The sequence below is a fragment of the Aeromonas bestiarum genome (genome assembly GCF_028751155.1).
GTDB classification, from domain to species: domain Bacteria; phylum Pseudomonadota; class Gammaproteobacteria; order Enterobacterales; family Aeromonadaceae; genus Aeromonas; species Aeromonas bestiarum.
In genome coordinates, this window is record NZ_CP064746.1 from 2,752,076 (window position 1) to 2,775,508 (window position 23,433).

At 62.6% G+C, this 23,433-nt stretch carries 22 protein-coding genes; 10 read left to right on the forward strand and 12 right to left on the reverse strand.

Features of this window, described 5'->3' with window-relative positions:
- Position 1 precedes the first annotated feature (1 nt).
- The 6 genes from selB (at position 2) to hypA (ending at position 7,214) form a co-directional block, all read left to right on the forward strand.
- Positions 2 to 1,933, forward strand: coding sequence for a selenocysteine-specific translation elongation factor (gene selB, locus IU367_RS12715; RefSeq protein ID WP_274452080.1), 1,932 nt, complete (start codon positions 2 to 4; stop codon positions 1,931 to 1,933).
- The gene (gene hypF, locus IU367_RS12720; RefSeq protein ID WP_274452081.1) at positions 1,930 to 4,344 is read left to right on the forward strand and encodes a carbamoyltransferase HypF; all 2,415 of its coding nucleotides are present in this window, start codon (positions 1,930 to 1,932) and stop codon (positions 4,342 to 4,344) included. Before selB ends, hypF begins: the two co-directional genes overlap by 4 nt.
- 5 nt (positions 4,345 to 4,349) lie before the next feature.
- Positions 4,350 to 4,601, forward strand: a complete 252-nt coding sequence (locus IU367_RS12725; protein ID WP_103472383.1) for a HypC/HybG/HupF family hydrogenase formation chaperone — start codon at positions 4,350 to 4,352, stop codon at positions 4,599 to 4,601.
- Positions 4,595 to 5,713, forward strand: coding sequence for a hydrogenase formation protein HypD (hypD, locus tag IU367_RS12730; RefSeq protein ID WP_274452082.1), 1,119 nt, complete (start codon positions 4,595 to 4,597; stop codon positions 5,711 to 5,713). Before IU367_RS12725 ends, hypD begins: the two co-directional genes overlap by 7 nt.
- 85 nt (positions 5,714 to 5,798) lie before the next feature.
- Positions 5,799 to 6,803 (forward strand): hydrogenase expression/formation protein HypE, encoded by a 1,005-nt coding sequence (gene hypE, locus IU367_RS12735; protein WP_274452083.1) that lies wholly within the window; start codon positions 5,799 to 5,801, stop codon positions 6,801 to 6,803.
- A gap of 69 nt (positions 6,804 to 6,872) precedes the next feature.
- Positions 6,873 to 7,214, forward strand: coding sequence for a hydrogenase maturation nickel metallochaperone HypA (gene hypA / locus IU367_RS12740; RefSeq protein ID WP_098984267.1), 342 nt, complete (start codon positions 6,873 to 6,875; stop codon positions 7,212 to 7,214).
- Here hypA and IU367_RS12745 read toward each other — a convergent pair.
- Positions 7,192 to 7,578 (reverse strand): hypothetical protein, encoded by a 387-nt coding sequence (locus IU367_RS12745; RefSeq protein ID WP_274452084.1) that lies wholly within the window; start codon positions 7,576 to 7,578, stop codon positions 7,192 to 7,194. The genes hypA and IU367_RS12745 overlap by 23 nt on opposite strands.
- Here IU367_RS12745 and hypB point away from each other — a divergent pair.
- A complete protein-coding gene (gene hypB, locus IU367_RS12750) occupies positions 7,459 to 8,313 on the forward strand; it encodes a hydrogenase nickel incorporation protein HypB (RefSeq protein WP_274452085.1) in 855 nt (284 codons plus the stop codon). The two genes, IU367_RS12745 and hypB, sit on opposite strands and share 120 nt — an antisense overlap.
- A gap of 392 nt (positions 8,314 to 8,705) precedes the next feature.
- On the opposite strand, the gene IU367_RS12755 is transcribed toward hypB, so the two are convergent.
- The 11 genes from IU367_RS12755 to hybO form a co-directional block, all read right to left on the reverse strand.
- The gene (locus IU367_RS12755; protein ID WP_274452086.1) at positions 8,706 to 9,347 is read right to left on the reverse strand and encodes an ATP-binding cassette domain-containing protein; all 642 of its coding nucleotides are present in this window, start codon (positions 9,345 to 9,347) and stop codon (positions 8,706 to 8,708) included.
- Positions 9,348 to 9,461: 114 nt separating this feature from the next.
- Positions 9,462 to 10,250: an ATP-binding cassette domain-containing protein gene (locus IU367_RS12760; RefSeq protein ID WP_274452087.1), complete on the reverse strand. Its 789-nt coding sequence runs from the start codon at positions 10,248 to 10,250 to the stop codon at positions 9,462 to 9,464.
- A complete protein-coding gene (locus IU367_RS12765; protein ID WP_274452088.1) occupies positions 10,244 to 11,056 on the reverse strand; it encodes an ABC transporter permease in 813 nt (270 codons plus the stop codon). Before IU367_RS12765 ends, IU367_RS12760 begins: the two co-directional genes overlap by 7 nt.
- Positions 11,046 to 12,056, reverse strand: a complete 1,011-nt coding sequence (locus IU367_RS12770) for an ABC transporter permease (RefSeq protein ID WP_274452089.1) — start codon at positions 12,054 to 12,056, stop codon at positions 11,046 to 11,048. The genes IU367_RS12765 and IU367_RS12770 overlap by 11 nt, the downstream gene beginning before the upstream one ends.
- On the reverse strand, positions 12,041 to 13,666 hold the full coding sequence (locus IU367_RS12775) for an ABC transporter substrate-binding protein (protein WP_274452090.1): 1,626 nt from the start codon (positions 13,664 to 13,666) through the stop codon (positions 12,041 to 12,043). Before IU367_RS12775 ends, IU367_RS12770 begins: the two co-directional genes overlap by 16 nt.
- A 115-nt stretch (positions 13,667 to 13,781) precedes the next feature.
- On the reverse strand, positions 13,782 to 14,309 hold the full coding sequence (hybE, locus tag IU367_RS12780) for a hydrogenase-2 assembly chaperone (protein WP_274452091.1): 528 nt from the start codon (positions 14,307 to 14,309) through the stop codon (positions 13,782 to 13,784).
- Positions 14,291 to 14,821, reverse strand: coding sequence for a HyaD/HybD family hydrogenase maturation endopeptidase (locus tag IU367_RS12785; RefSeq protein ID WP_274452092.1), 531 nt, complete (start codon positions 14,819 to 14,821; stop codon positions 14,291 to 14,293). Before IU367_RS12785 ends, hybE begins: the two co-directional genes overlap by 19 nt.
- Positions 14,821 to 16,524 (reverse strand): hydrogenase 2 large subunit, encoded by a 1,704-nt coding sequence (hybC, locus tag IU367_RS12790; protein ID WP_274452093.1) that lies wholly within the window; start codon positions 16,522 to 16,524, stop codon positions 14,821 to 14,823. Before hybC ends, IU367_RS12785 begins: the two co-directional genes overlap by 1 nt.
- Positions 16,521 to 17,708, reverse strand: a complete 1,188-nt coding sequence (gene hybB, locus IU367_RS12795) for a Ni/Fe-hydrogenase cytochrome b subunit (RefSeq protein WP_274452094.1) — start codon at positions 17,706 to 17,708, stop codon at positions 16,521 to 16,523. Before hybB ends, hybC begins: the two co-directional genes overlap by 4 nt.
- A complete protein-coding gene (gene hybA, locus IU367_RS12800; protein ID WP_043136595.1) occupies positions 17,701 to 18,744 on the reverse strand; it encodes a hydrogenase 2 operon protein HybA in 1,044 nt (347 codons plus the stop codon). Before hybA ends, hybB begins: the two co-directional genes overlap by 8 nt.
- Positions 18,745 to 18,746: 2 nt before the next feature.
- Positions 18,747 to 19,880 carry a hydrogenase 2 small subunit gene (gene hybO / locus IU367_RS12805; protein WP_043136597.1) on the reverse strand — a complete coding sequence of 378 codons (1,134 nt, stop codon included), beginning with the start codon at positions 19,878 to 19,880 and terminating at the stop codon, positions 18,747 to 18,749.
- A 698-nt stretch (positions 19,881 to 20,578) separates the two neighbouring features.
- Here hybO and IU367_RS12810 point away from each other — a divergent pair.
- Genes IU367_RS12810 through IU367_RS12820 form a run of 3 tightly spaced genes read left to right on the forward strand, consistent with a single transcriptional unit; the run spans position 20,579 to position 23,409 of the window.
- The gene (locus IU367_RS12810) at positions 20,579 to 20,947 is read left to right on the forward strand and encodes a response regulator (protein WP_042871385.1); all 369 of its coding nucleotides are present in this window, start codon (positions 20,579 to 20,581) and stop codon (positions 20,945 to 20,947) included.
- Between the two features lie 16 nt (positions 20,948 to 20,963).
- Positions 20,964 to 21,284, forward strand: coding sequence for an STAS domain-containing protein (locus IU367_RS12815; protein ID WP_098984280.1), 321 nt, complete (start codon positions 20,964 to 20,966; stop codon positions 21,282 to 21,284).
- Positions 21,271 to 23,409 carry a chemotaxis protein CheA gene (locus tag IU367_RS12820; protein ID WP_274452095.1) on the forward strand — a complete coding sequence of 713 codons (2,139 nt, stop codon included), beginning with the start codon at positions 21,271 to 21,273 and terminating at the stop codon, positions 23,407 to 23,409. Before IU367_RS12815 ends, IU367_RS12820 begins: the two co-directional genes overlap by 14 nt.
- The last annotated feature ends 24 nt before the right edge of the window (positions 23,410 to 23,433 follow it).

The window sequence follows — 23,433 nt, forward strand, 5'->3', positions numbered from 1 at the left end:
CATGACCCCCTATCGCGCCGTTATCGGCCTTGCCGGCCACGTGGATCACGGCAAGACCCTGCTGATCAAGGCCCTCACCGGCATCACCACGGCCCGTGCCCACGAGCAGGCCATAGGCATGACTCAGGATCTCGGCTTTGCCCACTTCGATGACGGTCAGGGCAACACCATAGGCGTCATCGACGTGCCCGGCCACGAGCGCTATATCCGTAACATGGTGGCGGGGCTCTGGAGTCTGGATCTGGTGCTGCTGGTCATCGCCGCCGACGAAGGGTGGATGCCGATGACAGGGGATCACCTGCGCCTGCTCAAGGCGATGGGAGTGCCGCGCCTGCTGGTCTGCATCAACAAGTGCGATCTGGTCAGCGCCGACGAGCTGGCCCTGCTGGAAGAGAGCCTGCTGGAGCGGGTGATGGACGAGAGCGGCATGGTGCCCGATATCGTCAGCGTCAGCGCCAAAACCGGCGCCAACATGGCCGCCCTGCACACTGCCATCGTGGGCAAGCTTGCCGATCTGCCTGCATCGCACGCTGCCCGCGAGCAGGGCGCGCCGCGCCGCTCTCGTGAAGAGGCGCCACCGCGCCTCTATGTGGACAGGGTCTTTACCGCCAATGGCACAGGCACCGTGCTCACCGGCACCCTGCAGCAGGGCAGCCTCAAGGTGGGGGACAAGCTGCGCCTCTACCCCGCCGATCGGGAGGTGCAGGTGCGCTCCCTGCAGGCCTATCACCAGAGCGTCGATGAGATCGGCGCCGTCTGTCGGGTGGCGGTGGGTCTTAAAAAGGTGCCCCACAAGGAGGTGGCACGCGGCCACTGCCTCACCAGCGCCGCCGGCCAGTGCGAAGCGGCGACCCACCTTATCGTGCGACTGAACGAGGTCGGCGGCAGTATCCGGGAGCAACGCAACCGCGAGGTGGAAGTGGCCCTCGGCAGCTGGCACGGCCGGGCCCGTTTCGTGCCTATCAAGGACACCCGGCTGGCGCGACTGATCTTTGCCAGCCCCATCCCCTGCTTCTTCGGCCAGCCGCTCGCCATCATTCGCCACGGCAGCAGCGAACTGTTGCACGGCGCCCGCATCGTCTGGTGCGGCGATATTCACCCCGCCAGACGCAAGGCGCTGCACGCCCTGCTGGGCGAGCTGCCCGATGAACTCGCCAACTACAACCCGGCCACCCTGCAACTGGGGCTCAACGGCTATGTGCTGGCCAGCCGCTTTGACCAGCAGCCGGGCCAAGTCACCCCCCTCGCTGACTGGCTGCTGGACAACCACTGGCTGGCGCAGAGCCGCGAGCGGCTGCTCGCCACCCTGGCCAGCGAACCACTTAGCGCCGCAGAGCTGGCGACCCGCTTTGGCATCGCCTTGCCGGTCACTCACGCCCTGCTCCAGCAACTCAAGGGGGAGCAGCTTGTTCGCCTGCACCATGACAAGTGGCAGCCGGGCGGCGGCGAGTCGGAAGATGATTTGGGGGAAGAGGCGCTGCTGGTGCTCAAAGTGGTGCGAGATCAAGGCAAGGAAGGTTACGAGCCCGGTAAACTGGGCCCCGGCGGCGTGGAGCTGGATCCCTTTATCACCCACAAACTGCCCGCAGCCCTACAGCAGGGCTTGCAGCGCAATGGTTTACAAAAAAACTGCGCGTTGCAAAAGCAGCTGCGCAACCTGGCGCGACTCAAGTATCTGGTGCAGCTCGATGGCCCCATCTACTACGACGCAGCCCTTTACAACCAGATGGTCGCCGCCGTGCTGGCGGGCCAGCAGGTGGGAGATCTGATCGACATGGCATCCCTCAAGGAGATCACCGGCTTGTCGCGTAAATACGCCATTCCGTTCTGCCTGCGCATGGAGATGGATGGCTGGGTGCGGCGCGAGGAGAACGAGCGTCGGGTGCTGCGCCTGCCAGAGAGCCAAGATGCCATGCAGCAGGAGCCGGCATGACGGCCACGCTAGCAGCCCATTCTGCAGCAACCCGACTGCGCCGCGAATTTCATATCGACGGCATAGTGCAGGGGGTCGGCTTTCGCCCCTTCGTCTATGGGCTGGCGCTGCGCCACGCGCTTACCGGCTATGTGCTGAACGATGCCAACGGCGTCACCATAGGCGCAGAAGGCTCCCCCGAGCAGCTCGCCGCCTTTGCCCGCGAACTGCGGGAGCTGGCACCACCGCTCAGCCGTATCGATCATTTCAACGAGCGGGAACTGCCCCGAGTAGATAATCCTGACTACGACGGTGCCTTTCATATCAAGGCCAGCCAGCAGCAGAGCGCCGCCACGGTCGCCATCTCGCCGGATCAGGGGATGTGCGAGGCGTGCGCCACGGATGTGGCCAACCCCGTTGATCGCCACCATCACTACCCCTTTACCAACTGCACCCACTGCGGTCCGCGCTACACCATCATCCGCCGCCTCCCCTACGACAGACCCCACACCGCCATGGCGGGCTTTGCCATGTGTCCGCGCTGCGCGGCGGCCTATGAAAATCCGCTGGACAGACGCTACCACGCCCAGCCGGTGAGCTGCCCCGAGTGCGGGCCCCATCTCAGCTGGCGCACAGGCAAGGGTGATGCCCTGGCCGAGCGCGATCATGCCCTGCAAATGGCTGCCCGCGCCCTGCAAGCGGGGGCGCTGATTGCGGTCAAGGGGATGGGGGGCTATCACCTGATATGTGATGCGCGCAGCGAGTCCGCCGTGGCACGGCTTCGCCAGCTCAAGCGGCGCGAGCGCAAGCCGCTGGCGGTGATGATGGGTTCCCTTGCCGAGGCCAGGCTGCATGTCACCGGCAGCGAGGAGGAGTGGAACCTGCTCGCCTCTCAGGCCAGGCCCATCACCTTGCTGCGCAAGCGCACCAAGGATGATCGGCCGTCAGAATCCCAACACACCGCGGCCCCGCTGGCCGAAGGGATAGCCCCCGGCATTCCCTACCTCGGCGTCATGCTTCCCTACACCCCGCTCCATCAACTGCTGCTGGACGCATGCGCCATGCCGCTGGTGGCCACCAGCGCCAATGGTCGCGGCAGCCCCATTCTGATCGAATGCGATGCTGTGGTCAGCGAACTCGGGGGCGAAATCGACGGCATCCTGGATCACAACCGCCCCATACTGCACCCCTGCGACGACAGTCTGGTGCAGTGGGCAGGCGGGCGGCGCCAGACTTTGCGCCTCGCCCGGGGCTACGCCCCCTACACCCCCAGTCTGAAACAGGCTGTCAGGGTGCCGCTCTTGGCAGTCGGGGCGCAGCAGAAGAACCAGCTGGCGCTGGCCTTCGGCCGCCAGCGCATCTACAGCCCCTATATCGGCGATCTGCACAGCCTGCCGATGCAGGGCCACTTCGAGCAGACCCTGGCCACCTTTCGCGAACTCTACGATCTCAAGCCAGAACTGCTGGTCTCGGACTGCCACCCGGGCTATCTCAGCCACCAGTGGGCCAAGGGCTATTGCGCGGCAGAGGGTGCGACCCATCTCGAGGTACAGCACCATCACGCCCACCTGCTGGCTGTGATGGCCGAGCACGACATCACGGGCCCTGTGCTGGGTGTTGCCTTTGACGGCACCGGCCTTGGGGATGACGGCACTCTCTGGGGTGGCGAGCTGCTGCTGGCTGATGTGAAGGGCTTTACACGGGTTGCGCACCTCAAACCCTTCAAGCTGATCGGCGGCGAGGTGGCCATCCGCGAGCCGGTGCGCCAGCTGCTGGGGCTGCTGTTCGAATCCTATGCCGTGGAGGAGGTCTGCGCCCTCGATATTCCTTTGATCAACAAACTGCCCCTTGAGCGGATCCGCAATCTGCACCAGCTCTGGCAGCTGGGTCGCAACGCCCCTTACACCAGCTCCATCGGCCGACTGTTCGACGCCGTCGCGGCGCTGCTGGGGGTGATCGATACCCCGGATTACGAGGGAGAAGCCGGGCTCCTGCTGGAGGCAGCTGCCTTGCAACTGGCCCCCGATGAACTGCCCTTCCCCCTCGCCTTTGGCCTGAACCAGAGCGCAGAGGGGCCGCTGCTTATTGAGTGGGCCGCGCTGCTCAATACCCTTGTCGGCGAGCGGCGCAAAGGCACCTCCACCGCCAGCCTGGCCGCCGGTTTTATCCGCGCCATCAGCAATCTGGTGGTTGCCCTGGCCGGGCGCTTCCCCGGCTATCCGGTGGCGCTCGGGGGCGGCGTATTTCAAAACCGGGTGCTGATGGATCAGCTTGTGCCCGGCCTCGAAGCCGCCGGTCGGCAGGTATTGACCAGCGAAACCCTGCCGCTCAATGACGGCGGCATAGCCGCCGGTCAGCTCTGGTTTGCCATCCACCATATTGCCACGCACCAGCCAGCCACAGCCGGTTGTGCCACCTTGTCGGAGTCCTGAAATCCATGTGTCTATCCATACCTTCTCAGGTGGTGCAGCTGCACCCAGAAGATAACTGCGTCACCGTCGATACCCTGGGGGTGCAGCGTCGCGTCAGCTGCATGCTGCTCGAAGAGCCCCTCAACCTTGGCGACTATGTGCTACTCCATATCGGCTTTGTGATGAGCAAGATTGACGAAGCGGAGGCGCAGGCCAGCCTCGAGAGCTTCCGCCAGATGGTGGCCCTTATCCCTGCGCAGGACATCTTGCCATGCTGACCTTGAATGACTTGTTTCAGGGCTTTCGCCAGCCCGAGGTGATCCGCGCCCTCGCCGCGCAAATCCACGCGCTAGCCGAGCAACTGCCCGAGCCGCTGCGGGTGATGGAGGTGTGTGGCGGCCATACCCACACCATCATGAAGTACGGCCTGCCCCAGCTGCTGCCGGCCAGCATAGAGTTCGTCCACGGCCCCGGCTGCCCGGTCTGCATCATGCCCAAGGAGCGCATCGATCAGGCCATCGAGCTGGCTAGCCAGCCCAACGTCATTCTGGTCACCCTGGGGGACATGATCCGGGTGCCGGGCTCCAAGGGCACGCTGGCCCAGCAGCGGGCCAAGGGGAGCGATATCCGCCCCGTCTATGACCCCCTCGATGCCCTGCGCATCACCAAGGAGAACCCGGACAAAACCGTGGTCTTCTTCGCCATCGGTTTCGAGACCTCCACCCCCATGACAGCCGCGCTGCTGGCAGCAGCCGACGCTGCGGGGGTGGAGAACCTGCTGTTTCATATCAACCATGTGCTGGTGCCGCCTGCCATCCACGCCGTGATGGCCGACGGGGTTGCCAAGGTGAACGCCTTTATCGGCCCCTCCCACGTCAGCGTCATCACAGGTGCCGATATCTACCTTCCCATCGTTGATCGCTATCAGGTGCCTGTGGTGGTGAGCGGCTTCGAGCCGGTGGATGTGATGGAGGCGCTGCTGATGATGGTGCGCCAGAAGGTGGAGGGTCGCTACGCGCTGGAGGTGCAGTACAGCCGCGCCGTCACCGCCAGCGGCAATAAAGCCGCCCAGCGGCTGGTCGACCAATATTTTGAGACCCGCGAGCACTTTCGCTGGCGAGGTCTGGGGGACATCAACGCCTCCGCCCTGCGCCTGCGGGATGCCTTTGCCAGGCGCGATGCGGAGCGTCACTTTCAACTCAGTGAGACCCCCATCGATGACCACAAGGCGTGCCAGTGCGCCGATATCCTGCGCGGGCTGGCCAAGCCGAACCAGTGCAAGGTCTTTGGCCGGGGCTGCACCCCGACCCAGCCCATGGGCAGCTGCATGGTCAGCTCCGAGGGGGCCTGCAATGCCTACTACCGATATATGGGGATCCAGCAGCGATGAGAGAAATTCAGTTAAGCCACGGCGGTCGGGTGATGGGTGGAGATGAACCAGCCTGTTTCGGCAATCTTGTGGAGAACCAGACCCGATGAGAGAAATTCAGTTAAGCCACGGTGGCGGCGGCGTCGAGATGAACCAGCTGATAAGCCAACTGTTCTTCCACCATTTCGGCAACGAGATCCTGCTGCGCGGTGAAGACGCCGCCCTGCTGCAGGTAGAGGGCCCCGTCGCTTTCACCACCGACAGCTTTACCGTCTCGCCGCTGTTCTTCGAGGGGGGCGATATCGGCAAGCTGGCCATCGCCGGCACGGTCAATGATCTCGCCATGATGGGGGCCAAACCGGAATACCTCAGCTGCAGCTTCATCATCGAGGAGGGCTTCCCCTACGCGGATCTCACCCGCATCGTCGAGTCGATGGCAGCTGAACTTGCCAAGAGTGGCGCGCGCATCGTCTGCGGCGACACCAAGGTGGTGCCGAGGGGAGCAGCCGACAAGATCTTCATCAACACCAGCGGGGTCGGCACCTTCCCGCTGCCTGAGCAGAGCCGGGGCATCTCGGTGCGGAGCCTCAAGGCCGGTGACGCCATTCTGGTGTCACGGGATATCGGCAGCCACGGCGCCTGCATCCTGATGGCCCGCGACGCCCTGCAGCTGGGCTCGACACTCAAGAGCGACTGCACCACCCTCTGGCCCCAGGTGGAGGCGCTGCTGCAAGCGGGGCTTACCCCCCATGCCCTGCGCGATGCCACCCGCGGTGGCCTCGCCGCCGTGCTCAACGAGTGGAGCACCGCCTCCCAAGTAGGTATCGAGCTGGAGGAGTCCGCCATTCCGGTCTGCGATCCGGTGCGCGGCCTGTGCGAACTCTACGGCTTCGAGCCCCATGATCTCGCCAACGAGGGCACCATGGTGCTGGCTCTGCCTGCCGAACAAGCGCAGGACGCGCTGGGCATATTGCGGCAGTTCAACCCCTCCGCCAGCCAGATAGGCGTGGTGCAGACGAGCGATCGCCACAAGGTGGTGCTCAACAACCCCTGGGGCAGCCGCCGTTATCTGGAGCTGCCGCAAGGGGAACTGCTCCCGCGGATCTGTTGATCGGCATTGCCGTTCACCCAATCACGGGGAGGAATCACTCCTCCTCCCCATATCGGTTAAGGAGCACCCATGCACGAAATGTCTCTGGCCATGGCCGCCATCGATCTGGCGGCCGAACAGGCTGCACAGCGGGGCTTTAACAAGGTGACAGCCCTCTGGCTCGAGGTCGGCAGCTTCTCCTGCGTCGACCCGGACACCATTGCGTTTTGTTTCGAGGCCGCCGCCAAGGGCACCGCCGTCGAAGGGGCCCGACTCCACTTTCAGCATCAGGCGGCAGAAGCCTGGTGTTACGACTGCAACCAGACGGTCACCCTCACCGAGCGCGGACAGGCCTGTCCCGAGTGTGGCGGATACAAATTACGAGTCGCGCAAGGCGATAGCCTGCGCATCACCGACATCGAGGTAAGTTGATATGTGTAGCGTATGTGGATGCGGCCAGGCGCGGATTGCCGGCCATGAAGAGGATCACGACCATGCACACCCCCACGCTCACGATCATGAGCACCATCATCACCATGAACATGAGCACGGCCACCCTCATGCCCATGATGCTCATCACGAACATGAGCAGAGCGCACCGCGCACCCTGATCGTTCACCACCACTATCACCATCAGGGGGATGTCCATCACCACTACCACTGGGTACGGGCGCCAGTGGGAGCAGAGGGTCATGAGCACCCCCACGATCACCCCCACGACCATCATCATGATCATGCCCACTCTCATGACCACGGCCATTCCCACGCGCATCCCCATGATCACAACCATGACCATGACCATGACCATGACCATGACCATGACCATCAGCAGGGTGATCTGCACTATGGCAAAGGGGAAGCGGGATTGTCGGTCCCCGGCATGGGGCAGCGTCAGCTGATCGCCATCGAGATGGATGTGCTGGCCAAGAACAACAAGCTGGCGGCCCACAACCGCGAACACTTCGATGAGGCGGCCCAGCTGGTGCTTAACCTGGTGTCGAGCCCGGGGTCAGGCAAGACCACCTTGCTGTGCGAAACCCTGCGCCAACTGGCCGACAAGCGCCCTTGCGCTGTGATCGAGGGGGATCAGCAGACCAGCGCCGATGCGGATCGCATCCGTGCCACCGGCGTCCCTGCCGTGCAGATCAACACCGGCAAGGGCTGCCATCTGGATGCCAAAATGGTCCACGACGCCTGCCACCAGCTGCCTGCCAATGAAGGGGGCATCCTGTTTATCGAGAACGTGGGCAATCTGGTCTGCCCCGCCAGCTTCGATCTCGGCGAGAAGTACAAGGTGGCGATCCTCTCCGTCACCGAGGGGGAAGAGAAGCCCCTCAAATACCCGGACATGTTTGCCGCCGCCCAGCTGATGGTGATCAACAAGATCGATCTGCTGCCCTACGTCAGCTTTGACGTGGCCCGCTGCATCGAGAACGCCAAACGGGTCAACCCCTATATTCAGGTGATCCAGGTCAGCGCCACCACAGGCGAAGGGATGGATGCTTGGCTCAACTGGCTGGCAACGGCCTGAACCTGAACCGGTTAAACGCCGTAGCTAACGGTGGATAACAAAAGAGGGAGGCTGATGCCTCCCTCTCTTTTATCTGCAAACCTTGCCAGCCGTACTATCTGTCCAGAATGGCCGGCCTCTCTCACTCGCGTCCCCTCACCCTGGCCCTCTCCCCAGGGAGAGGGAACCGGTTCGTGGATGTCGCATTCTTCTCTTCTGTCTCAACAGGGAAAGGGAAACCTATGCGTGGATGCTGGCAATATGCTCGAAATATTCGCCCTCTGAGAGAGTCTGCGAGCATAACAACCAGCCATATTTCCCAAATTCCAAACCCCGATCCTGGCGAGATGGCACCTTCTGCTCCCTTCTCCCCTTGCGGGAGAAGGGCTGGGGATGAGGGGGAACACCAATCCTCAGGCCGCGTTTTCAGCCAATACACCAGTTGCAGGCGACGCCTCACCAAAGCGCAGCACCCGGTGGCAGATCTGGCACAGCAGCGCCTGCTGGTGACTGAAGACAAGCATGCCGAGCCCGCGCTGCTCGCACTCACGCATCAGCTCCTGCCAGAGTTGGCGTTGAATTTGCGGGTCAAGCTGGGCGGTCACCTCGTCGGCGACAAGCAACCGGGTGCGGGGATCGAGGGCGCGCAGCAGCGCGATGCGGGCCAGCTCGCCACCGGAGAGCTGGCCTGGCTTGCGCTCAAGCCACTCGGGCTTGACCATAAAACGGGCCAGCATGGCATCATCGGGGCGCCACACATCCCACAGCGCCTGCCCTGTGGTGCGATAGGGATTGAAGGTGAGTTCGGGGTGCTGGGGCACCAGCTGGATAGGGTTGTAGCCTTTTACCTGCTTAGGCAAAGGCTGCCCATCCAGCAGGATCTGCCCACCGGCCCGAACCGGTTGCCAGCCCGCCAATACCCGCCCCAGCGTGGTTTTGCCATAACCGCTCGGGGCAGACATCCCCAGCCGCTCGCCCGCCTTCACCGCCAGTGACAGTCCCTGCCAGAGAGGGCGTTCCCCCTGGGCGATGGTGAGATCCCGTACTTCAAACATCAGCAGACCTCTGGGGTAACAAAGGGTGAATGGCACTGCGGCAACACCGGCCATTGAATGTCGGACATTGCATATCTGCTGCGCAGCAAGCTGCCTGTTTAAGAGACGCGAACATCAGGAAACCTCCGGCGCAGAGAAGAGCGCGTTGAACTCGGGCAGCGCCTGCCAGTGAGCACGCAGCATCTCGCTCCCCTGCCCCTGCCGCAGGTGGTGGCAGCTCAGGGTATCGCTCACCTGGCCCTGATGCAGCGCGACTATGCGATCGGCAAAGCGGGCCGCCAGCGCCAGATCGTGGGTCACCCAGAGGATGCCGCTGCCCTGATTGGCCAGTTCGCGCAATTGACCGAGCAACAGACAGGCCAGCTCCTCGTCGAGCCAGGCGGTGATCTCGTCCGCCAGAATATAGCGGGCACCGCCGAGCGCCGCTGTGCAGGCCAGAATGCGCTTGGCCATGCCGCCGGAGAGCTGGCGCGGGTATCTGTCCAGCGTGGAGGCGGGCAACTGATAGCGCTGCAACTGCTGGCCGAGCCGTTCGCGGGAACCGTTCTGGCCACAGAGACGAGCCGCCCGGCCCAGCTGGCGCTCCACCGTCAGCAACGGATTGAGGGCGCTCACTCCCTGCGGCACATAACAGAGGGTGTGGCCGCGCAAACGGGCCCGGCTGGCGTCGCACAGGGGCGTGCCATCGAGGGAAATGGCACCGCGCATCCGCAGGTTGTCCGGCAGCAGGGTCAGGGCGCTTTGCAGCAGCAGGCTCTTGCCCTCGCCGCTCCCCCCCACCAGCGCCACTATCTCCCCCGGCGCCAGTTGCAGGCTGATGTCGGTCAGCAAAGGCTGCCAGCTGCGCCGCCCCAGCCAGGAGTAGTGGGCGGCCTCTATGGTCACATGGTCAAAGCTCAGCATGGTTCACCCCCAAACCAGAGCTGTTGCAGTGCCCGGGTAGCCTGATCAAACAGTAAAACCAGGGTCAGCAGCATCAGACCGGGGAAAAGGGCCAACCACCAGCCGCCACCGGCCAGATAACGCAAGGCATCGGCCAGCAGCAGGCCAAGCGAGGCCTCATGGGCCGCCAGGCCAAAGCCGAGAAAGCTCAAGGCCGCACTGTGCAGCACCGCATGGGGAAACATCAGCAGGGTGCCGATAAACCATTGGGGCAACAGCCCCGGCAGCAGGTGGGTACGCCAGCGGCGCAGCGCCCCCATCCCCTGACAGCGGGCCAGCACCACGTAGTCGCTGCTGGCGATCCGCCGCGCCTCGGCGCAAAGAATGAGCGCCAGCTTGGGCCAGTGGGTCAGCGCCACCGCCAGGATCACCCCACGCATGCCGCCCCCTGCGGTAAAGCAGATGAGGATTAGCAGCAGCATATGGGGCAGCGCCAGCATGGCATCGATCACGAGGCGCACCGCCACATCGCATCTGGGGTGGATGAGCGAGACACTGGCCGCCACCATGGCCAGCAGGCCGCTGCACAGGGCCGTGCTGATGCCGAGCTCCAGACTGGTGAGGGTGCCCTGAAATGCCCGCAACCAGAGATCACGCCCCATCTGATCGGTACCGAACCAGTGTGCCAGCGAGGGCGGCTGCTGGCGCGCCAGCAGATCCATGGGCACATCCTGATGAGAGAGGCTCCAGCCGTAGGCGGCCAGCAACGCCAATCCGATCAGGGCAAAACCCAGACGCAACATTGAGGGGAGCGGATTAAACAGCATGCTCACCCTCCCAACCCAGATTGATGCGAGCCAGCAACAAACTGGCCACAGTGTTGCCAATAAAGACCAGCAGGGTGCAGAACAGCACAATTCCCATCAGCAGGGGAATGTCACCGCGCAGCCCCGCATCCACGGTCGCCTGCCCGAGCCCCGGATAGGAGAAGACCTTCTCGGCCAAAAGCGATCCGCCAATCAGCTCACCCAGGGAGGCAAACTGCAGACAGAGCGCCGGGGTCAGGGCGTGGCGCAGCACGTGAAAACGCAGCATGGGCCAACCGCCATCCCCCTGGGCGCGGGCGTAGCGGATAAAGTCGCTCGCCAGCACCTCGGCCACCCGCCCCCGGGTATGCAGGGCTATGTTGCCCACCCCGAGCAACGCCAACGTGGTCACCGGCAGCAGCAGATGGCGCAATCGCATCAGCCAGTCCGCCTCATCGGCTGATAGGCCAGGCGTCCAGGCGCAGCAAACCGGCAGCAGCGGCCAGTGCACCGCAAACAGGGCGAGCAGCAAGAGGCCGACCCAGAAGGTGGGCAGGGAAGCTAGTAGGTAAGCAAAGCGGCAGATAAGGCGATCGGGCCAACGGTTGAGATAGCGACCGGCGCAGAGCCCCAGCAGGATGCCGAAAAAGCCGGAGAGCAGCCAGGCGCCGGCCAGCAGCAGGAAGGAGGCGGCAAAGCGGCTGCCTATCACCTGAGCCACAGGCGCGTTGTAGAGCATGGAGTAGCCGAGATCTCCCTGCAGCACCTGGGTAAACCAGCGCCAGTAGCGCAGCCACAGCGGCTGATCCAGCCCCCAGCGGGCGGCAATGCGGGCGTACTGCTCGGGCGGCACATGGAGCAGATCGTTGCCGATATAGGCTTTGATGGGATCGATGGGGGAGTAGCTCAGCAGCACAAAGGTGGCGACAGAGACCAGACAGAGCAGCCCTGCCAGACGCAGCAGGGCTTTTACCAAGATGTAACCGGAAGAGCTAACGGGCGAACTTAACGGCACGTCCACCGCCAATCCTGCAGGTTGTTGAGCAAAGACCAGCTACCGTGAATTTCCGGCGCCCCCTTGCCAAGGTCGATGCAGCGGTTGGCGAGATAAGTGTGCTGCACATTGAGCAGCCAGGCCCAGGCGGCATCCCCCTGCACCCCGGCGCCGCTCTTGCCATCCCACTCCACCTGCTGCCAGAACGGCACGGCCGCCTGCCAATCGGGGGCATCCAGCGCCTGCTTGAGGTGGCCATCCACCACAAGGTTGCTGTAGTAGCCAGGGTTGTAGAACTCAACGCCGCCCGAGCCGCTCTGGTAGTGGTGATAGAGCTCCATGGGATCCAGACTCCCCCACCCCATCAGCACCGGATTGGCGTGCATCTCACGCTCCACCTGCTCCCAGCTGCCGGACTTGAGGCTCACTTCGAGACCGATGGGTTTGAGCATGGCCCGCACCGCTTCCGCCAGATCCCGGCGGGTGCTGTCGCCACTGGTGTACCAGAGGGTAAAGGCGGCGCGCAGGTCGCCCTTGTGGCGAATGCCGTCACTGCCCATCTTCCAGCCCGCCTCGTCGAGCAGGGCGTTGGCATGGGCGGCATCGCCATCCTTGAAGGCGGTGGCTTTGTTTAGCCAGGGCAAGCCTTCTACCGCGCTGTAGGCGGGGATGGCGTGCCCTTCCAGCAGTTGATCGGCCAGCAGCTTGCGGTCGATGGCGTAGTTGATGGCGCGGCGCACCGCCACATCCGAGGTCACGTCGTTGCCGATGGGATACCCCTTGGCATCTTTTTTAGCCTCTTCGCCACGCTTGCTCGCTGCAGGAATGGGGAAGACGATGCCGCGGTTCTCCACGCTTGGCCGCACCCACAGCTTGAGGGAGGCAGGCACTGTGGGGGCCAGCGACGGGGGGATGCGCACCAGATCGAGCTGGCTGCTCTGGGCGGCGGCATAGGCACTCTCTTCGTCGATAAAGACAAACACCAGCCGTTTGAAGTCATTGCGGCCACCGGCGTAATGGGGGTTCGCCTCCACCACCAGCTGCTGACCGGGCAGGAAGCTCACCAGCCGGTAAGGGCCGGCACCTATGGGCTGCTGGGCGTAGCGCTTGGGATCGTAATCCCGCTTCGACACTATGCCCAAGGATCCCAGCACGTTGACGAAGGTGCTCTGAGGGGCGCTAAGAGTGATGGCAACCTCGGTAGGCGAGAGCACCTTGGCAGAGACAAAGTTGCCCATGTCGATCTTGCCGCCGCCCCTGGCAGCGCTCTTGTAGGTAAAGGCCACATCTTCGGCGGTGAGCGGTGCGCCATTGGAGAATTTCAGATCCGGCTTGAGGCGGATGAGCCACCCCTTGCCATCCTGGTTCGGGGTCACAGATTGGGTGAGCACATTCTGCCAACTGAGGTCTGCGTTCTGCTTGAGCAGCGGGCTGTGCAGCAGCAGGTAGCTGCCGTGACTCCAGCCAAGCAGGGGGTCAAACCCTTCGGTAGGTTCGGCGCCGATGGCGAGCTTGAGTTCGGCAGGAACCGGCTGGGCTGCCAGTGCCGAATGAGAGAGTCCGCCCGAGAGCAGGGCCAGCAGGGTGGCCGCGACGACAGGCACACCCTTGCGGCGGCCATGGCATTGAATGGTCATAATATTCCTTGTTCGTTTGTACCACTCACCTCGAAGAAAAACGCCGGACGAAGAAGCGAGTGAGGGGCCAAAACGGGCCCCTATTCTAAACTTGATTTCGCGTGAAACCTAGCGGCTATGCCGGTTGGCCACGACGGGCACCAAACAGCCGTCTGCGCCCCAGATCCACGCCGGCGGCGCCTTGCTGCACCGGCAAGGAGTGCAGCATCTTGAGGGTGCTGCTCACCAGCGAGCGCCCCTCCTCGGCACCAAGGTGCGGATCCAGCGGCGACATCAGGGAGCAGGCCAGCAGCTGCCCCGTCTCGGGCAGTTCGCCCACCATGAAGGTCATGTTGCCGCAGGGGAGCTGCAAGGCGAGCCGATCGCTGCTGCTGCGCACGGGCCAATATTGATCCGGCCCCGGCAGCACCACCAGGCTCAGCATCCAGGGGGTGAGCACGCAACCGAGCCACTGCTCTTCAAACAACACGCACTCGGCCACTATGGGCATGGTGGCGTGGTAGAAGGGCAGTGCCTGCATCTGCTCCCGGGCGATCCGCTCATACTGGGCCACCAGCAGGGGCGCGGGATTGGTGGCAAAACCGATGAACTCCTGCACGCGTTCCTGCACGGCATCAGCCTCGCTCAAATGGGACTGCGCCATAGGCCCTCCTGCTCCTGTTTTGCCTTTTCCTGTTCGGAAAGCGCAATGGCGGGGGCGCCGACGCTGGCCAGCAGGGTCAAGATCCTATCCTTCGCCTCCCCCATGGCCGCCGCCACTAACGGGGTGAGGCCGATGCGGGGTTCGAGTGATTCAGGCTCCACCCCTATCAGGGTGAGCCGCTTTGGCGACTCCCCCGTCATGTGCAGCGCCGAGAGCACATCCGCCAGCCCCAGCTGATGGGGGGATATCTTGCGGCCAAACAGGGTCGGGATCTCCTCGCCCTGCAGGGTCACCACAGTGCCCGGCGGGTTGCCGCTGCGTACCGCGTCCGCCAGTATGATGTGGTCACGACTGGCCATGGCTTCGAGCAGCTCCATGCCGGCGGTGCCGCCATCGAGCAGCTCGATGCTGGGGGCGAAACGGTATTCGCGCCCCAGCGCCTCGACGAGGCGCACCCCCACCGCCTCGTCACTCAGCAGCAGGTTGCCGACCCCAAGGATCAAGGTGTTCATCACAGCACCTTAACCTGGGTCACTTCACCATTCTGGGTATCCACCACGTGCACCGCGCAGGACATGCAGGGATCGAACGAGTGGATGGTGCGCACCACCTCCAGCGGTTTGGCGGGATCCGCCACCGGCGTGCCCACCAGCGCCTGCTCGTAGGGGCCGGGTTCGTCGTTGAAGTTGCGCGGACCCGAGTTCCAGGTCGACGGCACCACCGCCTGATAGTTGGCGATCTTGCCCTCCTTGATGACGATCCAGTGGGAGAGCATGCCGCGCGGCGCCTCCTCGAAGCCCACCCCGCGAAACTCCTTGTCCGCCGGGATCTCGGCCTTGATGTAGGCGCTGAAATCCCCCTTGCCGATGTTGTCGACCAGCGCCTTCCACTGGTGCGCCAGGGTGTCTTTGAGCACACAGCAGCGCACCGCGCGGCCTATGATGCGGCCCATGGTGGAGTGCAGCTGTTCTGTCTTGATGGCAGAACCGGTCAGCGCCTTGTAAAGGCCGTTCAGCTGATCGAAATGGGTCACAGTCTCCGGGTGCTTGGCGGCGAGCTTGACCAGCAAGTCTGCGAGCGGCCCCACCTCCACCACCTTGCCGTAAAAGGTGGGGGATTTGACCCAGGAGTACTTGCCGTCATCCTGCCAGCCGGTGTAGTTCGGCTCTGTCTTGCCCTCCCAGGGTTTGAGAGGTTCGTCATCCTTGTACCAGGCGTGCTTGTTGCTCTCGGCTATGCCGTCCATCAACCAGGCATCCTGATGGCTCTCGATGGGGCGATAGCCCGCCAGATCGCCGTTCTCGATGTAGCCGCCCGGCATCAGGAAGCTGCCACCCTTGGCATCGGTGGGAAGCTCGGGCACGCTCAGGTAGTGCTTGGCCCCCTGCCCCAGGCTCAGCCACTCGGGATAGTGAGCGGCTATGATGGCGGCATCCACCTTGTAGACCTGCTCGATGAACTCGCCGAGCCGGTCGATGAAGCTCTTCACATAGAGCAGCCGCTCCAGGTTGAGCACGCTAGGGGCATCCAGGTTGATGGGGTTGGCTACCCCGCCCACCGCCAGGTTCTGGATGTGGGGCGTCTTGCCCCCCAGGATGGCGACGATGCGGTTGGCATCGCGCTGGCACTCCAGCGCCTGCAGGTAGTGGGCCACGGCGATGAGGTTCACCTCCGGGCTCAGCTTCATGGCCTTGTGACCCCAGTAACCGTTGGCAAAGATGCCGAGCTGGCCGCTCGCCACCAGGGCGCGGATCTTGTCCTGCACCTTGGTCAGCTCTTCGGCGCTGTTGAGGGACCAGGTGGACACCCCTTTGAGGATGTCCGCCGCCTTTTGCGGGTTGGCCTCAAGCGCCGCCGTGATGTCCACCCAGTCCAGTGCGGAGAGCTGGTAGAAGTGGACTATGTGATCGTGGATGTTGTGGGCCGCGATGATGAGATTGCGGATGTACTGGGCGTTGACCGGCACCTGGGCACCGATGGCGTTCTCCACCGCCCGCACCGAGGCGATGGCGTGAATGGAGGTACATACCCCGCAGATGCGCTGCACTATCATCCAGGCATCGCGCGGGTCGTTGCCCTTGACGATCTCCTCCATTCCGCGCCACATGGTGCCGGACGACCAGGCCTTGGTGACTATGCCGCCTTCGATCTCGCAGTCGATACGCAGGTGCCCCTCAATACGGGTGATGGGGTCTATGGTGATACGTTGGCTCATACGTTGGCTTTCCCTCGGGCCTGATAATCTTGGTGAACACGTTCAAGTGATGGCAGTACCGGCAAGAGCCGGATCAGCAGCAAATAGGCACAGACCTCGATGGCGACGAAGCCCAAGGAGATCAGCACTTCCGCCGCGGAGGGGAAGTAGTGATAGCCATTGCCGGGGTTGAAGGCGAGCAGGGAGTAATCCAGTCGCCAGAGGGCTGCGCCCAGCAGCATGCTGAGGGCCCCCAGGAACAACATGCGCGAGTCCCGGCGGCTCTTGTCCCAGTGGAACACCAGCAGCGGGAAGATCATCAGCGCAATCTCGCTCCAGAACATGACGGCGTAGCGGTTGAACTCGGAGAGATAGGCCGACTTGTCGTTGATGACGATCTCGGCAAAACGCAGCGCCACAAACAGGATCAGGAAGATGTCGATCACCTGGGTCAGCTTGTAGAACAGCGACTTCTCGTTGGGACCCCGCCCCGCCAGCCCCGCCTGCACCAAAGAACCTTCAAACACCACTATGGAAAAGCCCATGATGAAGGCGGTCAACAAGGAGAAGACAGGCAGCAGCTCGTAGCTTTGCCAGAGCGGATGTATCTTCTCTCCCGCCACTATCATCAGGGATCCCATGGAGGACTGGTGCATGGTGGGCAGCAGGGCCCCCAGCGCCAGGATGAAGAACATGATCTTGTTGAGCCGCGCCATGGAAGTCTTCCAGCCGAACTTCTCCAAGAGCACGGGCGCGAACTCCAGCGCCATCACCCCTATGTAGATGGTCATGCAGACCGCCGTCTCGAACAGCACAGAGGAGGTGTTGAAGAAACCCGGAATGTAGAAGTAAGGCAGGTTCCAGTAACGCCCCACATCGATTGTGATGGAGAGGCCGCCCAGCGAATAGCCGAACAGACTCGCCAGGAGCGCCGGTCGCACCAGGGGGTGATATTCGCCCTTGTTGAACACATAGACGGCCCAGGCCAGGGCCCAGCCACCGCAGGCGAAACCTGTGCCGATCAGCAGATCAAACGAGATCCACAGACCCCAGGGGTAGCCCCCGTTCAAATCAGTGACCGAACCCAGCCCGAAGATGAGGCGTTTGAGGATCAGCATGCCGCACAGGATGACGAAGGGCGCCAGCACTATGACGGGCCAGCTGACCAGCTTGCCACCGAGCGGATGTGCCTTGTGGTTACTCATGATCCTTGCCTCCCTTGTCAGAACCCGGCTCTTTGCCCTGCCCAGACGCAGGGTCCTCGTCATGAGGGTGCGCCTGATCGTGCTTCTTGGCGTTGCGGCGAATGAGCACAGAGAGGCCGGTCAGCACCACCATGGGCAGCACCATCCCCTTGTAGAGGGTGTGCTGGATATGCTCCGAGCGCGCCCCTGAGGAGAGCTCCGGCAGATCCGGCATGTCGAGCTTGGTGTAAGGCACCCCGGCCAACACCAGCACCTGGGTGCCACCGCCCTCTTTCTCGCCATAGACGTAGGGCTGGTAGTTCGGCACTTCATGCAGATAAGGGTCGTTGGCGTTAAGGGTCTGGCGCGGATAGGCGTACTCGCTGCCCGGGCTCGCCAGCAGGCGGCGCCTGGCCTCGGCCATCAGATCCTCGCGGCTGCCGAAGATGACGGCGCCGGTCGGGCACACCTCGACACAACCGGGCAGCTTGCCCTGATTGATCCGCTCAAGCCCCTGCTGGTTGCAGAGCTCGCACTTGTGAATGGCCCCGAACGGGTTGTCGTAGTCATATTTGGGCACATCGAACGGGCAGCCCACCATGCAGTAGCGGCAGCCGGTGCAGACGCTCGGGTCGTAGTGGACTATGCCGGTCTTGGGATCTTTTTTAAGGGCCTGCACCGGACAGACGGAGACACAGTTGGGATCGACGCAGTGCATGCACTGCTTCTTGATGTAGGCATAGCCATCCACCAGCTGATCCTTGTGCTCACCCGTGCCGCTCTTCCACACCTGGATGATGTTGTTGGTGTAGGGAGTCAGCTTGTCGTTGTTGGACCAGGTCTGCTCCCCCGCCGGGTTGGCCGGGTTGCCGTTGAGGCGCTGGCACTCCGCCACGCAGGCCTGACAGCCGACGCAGAGGGTGGAGTCGTAGAGCATGCCGAGCGATCCGGGAATGGGCGGCTTGTTCTTGGCCGCCGCCATGGCGCTGCCGGGCACGGCGGCCCCTGCCGCCAGCGCGCTGGCGGAGGCAAACTTGAGGAAATTGCGTCTGTTCACGGTCACTCCTCCCGTGATGGGTGCTGCCCGGCTTCGTGGCGCTTCTGCTGGCGACCGAGTTCGCGCACCGTCATCAGGCTCACCCCGACCAGTACCCCGAGGGCACCGCCGATGAGGCCGGTGGCGGTGGGCGACATGTGCCCCCCCTCCTGAATGGCCACGTCGGGTTTCTCCACCCGCGGGGTCGGATTTTCGACCTTGGCGAGCTGGAAGATCCCCTTGCTGAAACCCACCCCCTGTTCGTTGCAGCCATAGCAGGGATGGCCTATGCCCACCGGCCAGATGCCGCCACCCACGTCGCAGAACTCCAGGGTCGAGCAGTTGCCGTAGGTCTCGGGTCCCTTGCAGCCAAGATGGTAGAGGCACCAGCCCTGACGGTGGCCCTCGTCGCCGAACTCCTTGGCAAAACGTCCCGCATCGAAGTGCGGGCGGCGCTCGCAGTTCTCGTGGATGAGCCGCTCATAGGCAAACAGCGGGCGCTTCTTGGCATCGAGCGCCGGCAACTTGCCGTAGGTGATGTAGTAGGCGACCGTGGTGAGGAAGTTGTGGGGGTTGGGCGGGCAACCTGGAATATTGATGATGGGGGTGCCGATATTGCCAAGGGCCTCCTCCAGGCTGACGGCGCCGGTCGGGTTGCCACCGCTGGCGGGCACGCCGCCCCAGGCAGAGCAGGAACCGATGGCGATGACGGCAGCCGCATCGGCAGCCGCACGGCGGATATGATCGACTATGGGTTCACCGGCCACCATGCAGTAGACGCCACCATCTTTCAATGGAATGGAGCCGTCCACCACCAGCACATACTTGCCCTTGTAGCGCTCGATGGCGTTGCGCTTGTTCTCTTCCGCCTGATGGCCAAAGGCCGCCGAGAGCACCTCGTGGTACTCCAGCGAAATGGTGTTGAGGATCAGGTTTTCTATGGTGGGGTGGGTTGAGCGCAGCAGTGACTCGGTGCAACCCGTGCACTCCTGCGCGCCAATCCAGATCACCGGTGGCCGCTCGGGGCTGGTGAGCGCCATAGCCATCTTGGCCACGGCATTCTGGCTTAATCCCAGGGTTGCGGCCATCCCGGCGCACAATTTCATAAAGTCACGGCGATTAATTCCATGAGCCGATAAAAAATTATCCTCGACCATTCTTCTTATTCCCGTTAGTGAGCACTTGTTTGATAAATGCTTAATAGCGGAAATGCTAAGGACTCCCCTCTCCTCCCGTGTTGATCTCCATCAAGCTGCGGGACATTAGCCGGATATATAACTCATCATCATTAATTAAAAAAACCATATGCAGCATGTAGTTAGCTAACACTGCAATGAACCAACAAATACCCACAAAGGGTTATTTTTGTGGCTTTATGAATTAACAACATAAAAATCATTCGTTAATTCGCGATGTTAAATAATCAGAATGAAAGCGTTGTCACACTATTTTCCAGGCCACTGATGTTATCAGCCATGAGTGATCGCCAGAAAAGAAAGAGGCCGATAAAATATACCTTTATTATTTGTGATCATATATGTAAACAACAAGAATAGACTTGCCAATGATATTTATTATCAGCTGTCGTTCCATCAATATCGTGCTCATGGAAGTGCTCATTCAACTCCCTTTTATTCGGGCAAAATCGCACCACTGCCAGGAGCCTTCCCCTCGTTTCCACCCCTAGCCCCCATATGAGGTTGCACAATCAGTGCCAAGTGTCTCCCAGGTCTGGTTGCAATATAAAAAATCTCTCCAACATCAGACTCTTGAACAACAATTATCACTGAGGCCCAGAGCTGGCCTCGCCCCTGCGCTGGGGCCCACTCCTGATGTAGCGTCGAGAGGATGACTTATGGGCAAGACCATACTGGTGGTGGATGATTCCGTCGGGATCAGGGCGGCCATCACCATGACGCTCAGCAGCGCCGGTTTTGACGTGATAGAAGCAGGGGATGGCGAGGCCGCCCTCATTCAGCTGGACAACCAACGCGTACACCTCATTATTTCAGACCTCAACATGCCCGGCATGGATGGCATGACGCTGCTCAGACGGGTCAAGGCACAGCAGACGACCCGCTACCTCCCCTTCATCATGCTGACCACGGAAGACTCCGACCAGATCAAGCGAGAGGGATTCGAGGCCGGCGCCCGGGTCTGGCTGACCAAGCCGTTCGAGCCGCTCAAGCTGCTCGATGATGTCTACAAGGTGGTGCAACCATGATCCGGGAGCGACTGTCATGAGCCTGGAACTCGATACCCGGCACACTCCCCCCACCGCCACCCTGAGCGGTGAACTGAGCATAATGACGCTGGGGGATCTGCAGGACGATCTGTTCGGCCTGCTCAACTTTGCCGACCTGAACCTGGACTTGAACCCGCTGGAGGTGCTCGACGGCTGTGGCGCCCAGCTCATCGCCATCTTGCAGCAGGAAGCAAGCCAGCAGAGCAAGCGGCTGCGGCTGCTGGCGAGCGATGAGTGTGTCGCCCACGAGGTATTGACCGAGCTGGGGTTGTGGGCAGACGTAGGCTCAGAGGGGGCGATTCATGGACATCAATAAGGCCCGCGCCCTCTTTTTCGAAGAGGCCTATGAGCAATGCGACAACCTGGAACATGCCCTGCTGGATCGTGAGAGCTATCCGGCCCACCCCGACACCTACAACCTGATGTTTCGCACCGCCCACACCATCAAGGGTTCGGCGGGCATGTTGGGGCTGACCATGCTGGTGCGCTTCGCCCATGCCATGGAAAACATGCTGGAGCGGCTGCGCAGCGGCGAGATAGCGCTGGATGAACACCTGATCAACCTGTTGCTGGCCTGCAACGATCAACTGCGCGATCTGTTGCAGGGCGCCGAACACAATCCCGAACTGCAGCAGACCGAGACCCAGCAGATCCTGGCCCTGCTCTCCCAGTTGCAGGGTCACCAGACCCTGCCCAGCGAGCCGCTGGCCATGCCCTCGCCGACCCCCGTCGCCTCGCAGGATCTGCGCCCCTGGCACCTCTCCTTGCGCTTCTATCCGGCCCTGTATCAGGATGGCTTCGACCTGCTTGCCTTCATCCGCTACCTGGCCAATCTGGGACGGATCCACTTCATCCAGCCAGTCTGGCACGAGTGGCCACCACTGCAACTGCTCGATCCCACAGAATGTTTTCTCGGCTACGAGATAGGCCTGCTCAGTGCCGAGCCCAGAGAACGGATCCTGGGCACCTTCGACTTTGTCGCCCACGCCAGCCTCATCAGCGTGCTCACGCCGCATCAGGATCTGGCGCTGTTTGCCGAGCAGGGCCAACGGCTGGCGGCATGGCGGGATGAACCACTCTCGGCCCAGCTGCAACGCTGGGTGGCCGCCCAGGCACTGACCGAAGCGGAAGCCGCCCGCATCGCGAGCGGTGACTTGCCGAGTGCCGCCACGACGCCGACACCAACGGAGCCCGAGCCTGCCCCCATCCCCGCCCCCCAGGTTCAGGCCAAGCCGCAGCTGCGCGCCGAAGGGCACTACATCCGGATCGAGGCGGCCAAGCTGGATCGCCTGATCAACCGGGTCGGCGAGCTGGTGATCGCCACCTCGGCCACCACACTGCAGGCCAGGCTCAGGGGGGATGCGGAGCTCATCGAATCAGTCGCCACCGTCAACACCCTGGTGGAGGGGATACGTGACGATGCCCTGACCCTGCGCATGGTGCCCATCAACGAGATCTTCAACCGTTTCCCGCGACTGGTGCACGAACTCTCCCAGCAGACGGGCAAGGAGATCCAGCTGCAGATCCGCAACGCCGACACCGACATCGACAAATCCATGGTCGAGAAACTGACCGATCCCCTGATGCATCTGGTGCGCAATGCCGCCGATCACGGCCTCGAAGATCAGGCACTGCGGCTGGCGGCCGGCAAGCCGGCGCAAGGGGTGATCACCCTGAATGCCTACCATGACGCCGGTGCCGTTGTGGTGGAGGTGAGCGATGACGGCCGGGGCATAGATCGCGACAAGATCCTCGCCAAGGCCCACGCCCAGGGCATGGTGCCGGAGGGTAAGGTATTCGGTGAGCAGGAGATCTTCCAGCTGCTGTTCCTGCCGGGATTCTCGACCGCCGCCGATGTCAGCGATCTCTCGGGGCGTGGGGTCGGGCTGGATGTGGTCAAGCGCAATCTGGACTTTCTGCGCGGTGAAACCACCATAGAGAGTCGGCTGGGTGCAGGCACCACCTTCCGGCTCAGGCTGCCCTTGACCCTGGCCATCATAGACGGCTTCCGGATTGAGGTAGATCACGCCTCCCTGGTAATCCCCCTCGACATGATGGTCGAGTGCATCGACCTGCCGCCGGATGCCCTGCACAGCCAGAGTCGCCAGATCAACGTGCGCGGAGAGTGGGTTCCCTTCATCGCCCTGCGCGAACTGTTTGCCCTGCCGGCGGCGACCGAACCCGAGTTCGTGGTGATGGTCGATTACGCCGACAACCGCGCCGGTATCGTGGTGGATCGCCTGATAGGGGAAGTGCAGGCGGTGATCAAGCCGCTGGGAGACTTGTTCAAATCCCTGCGTTACGTCAGCGGCTCCACCATTCTGGGCAATGGCCAGCCGGCGCTGATCCTCGACGTACCCCAACTCATCCAGCTGGCGTGGCGGCGGGAGCAACACTTGCTCCATCAGCAGGCCGACGCCCTGTACACCATCAGACATTGACCACAGACCATACTGTCACTAACA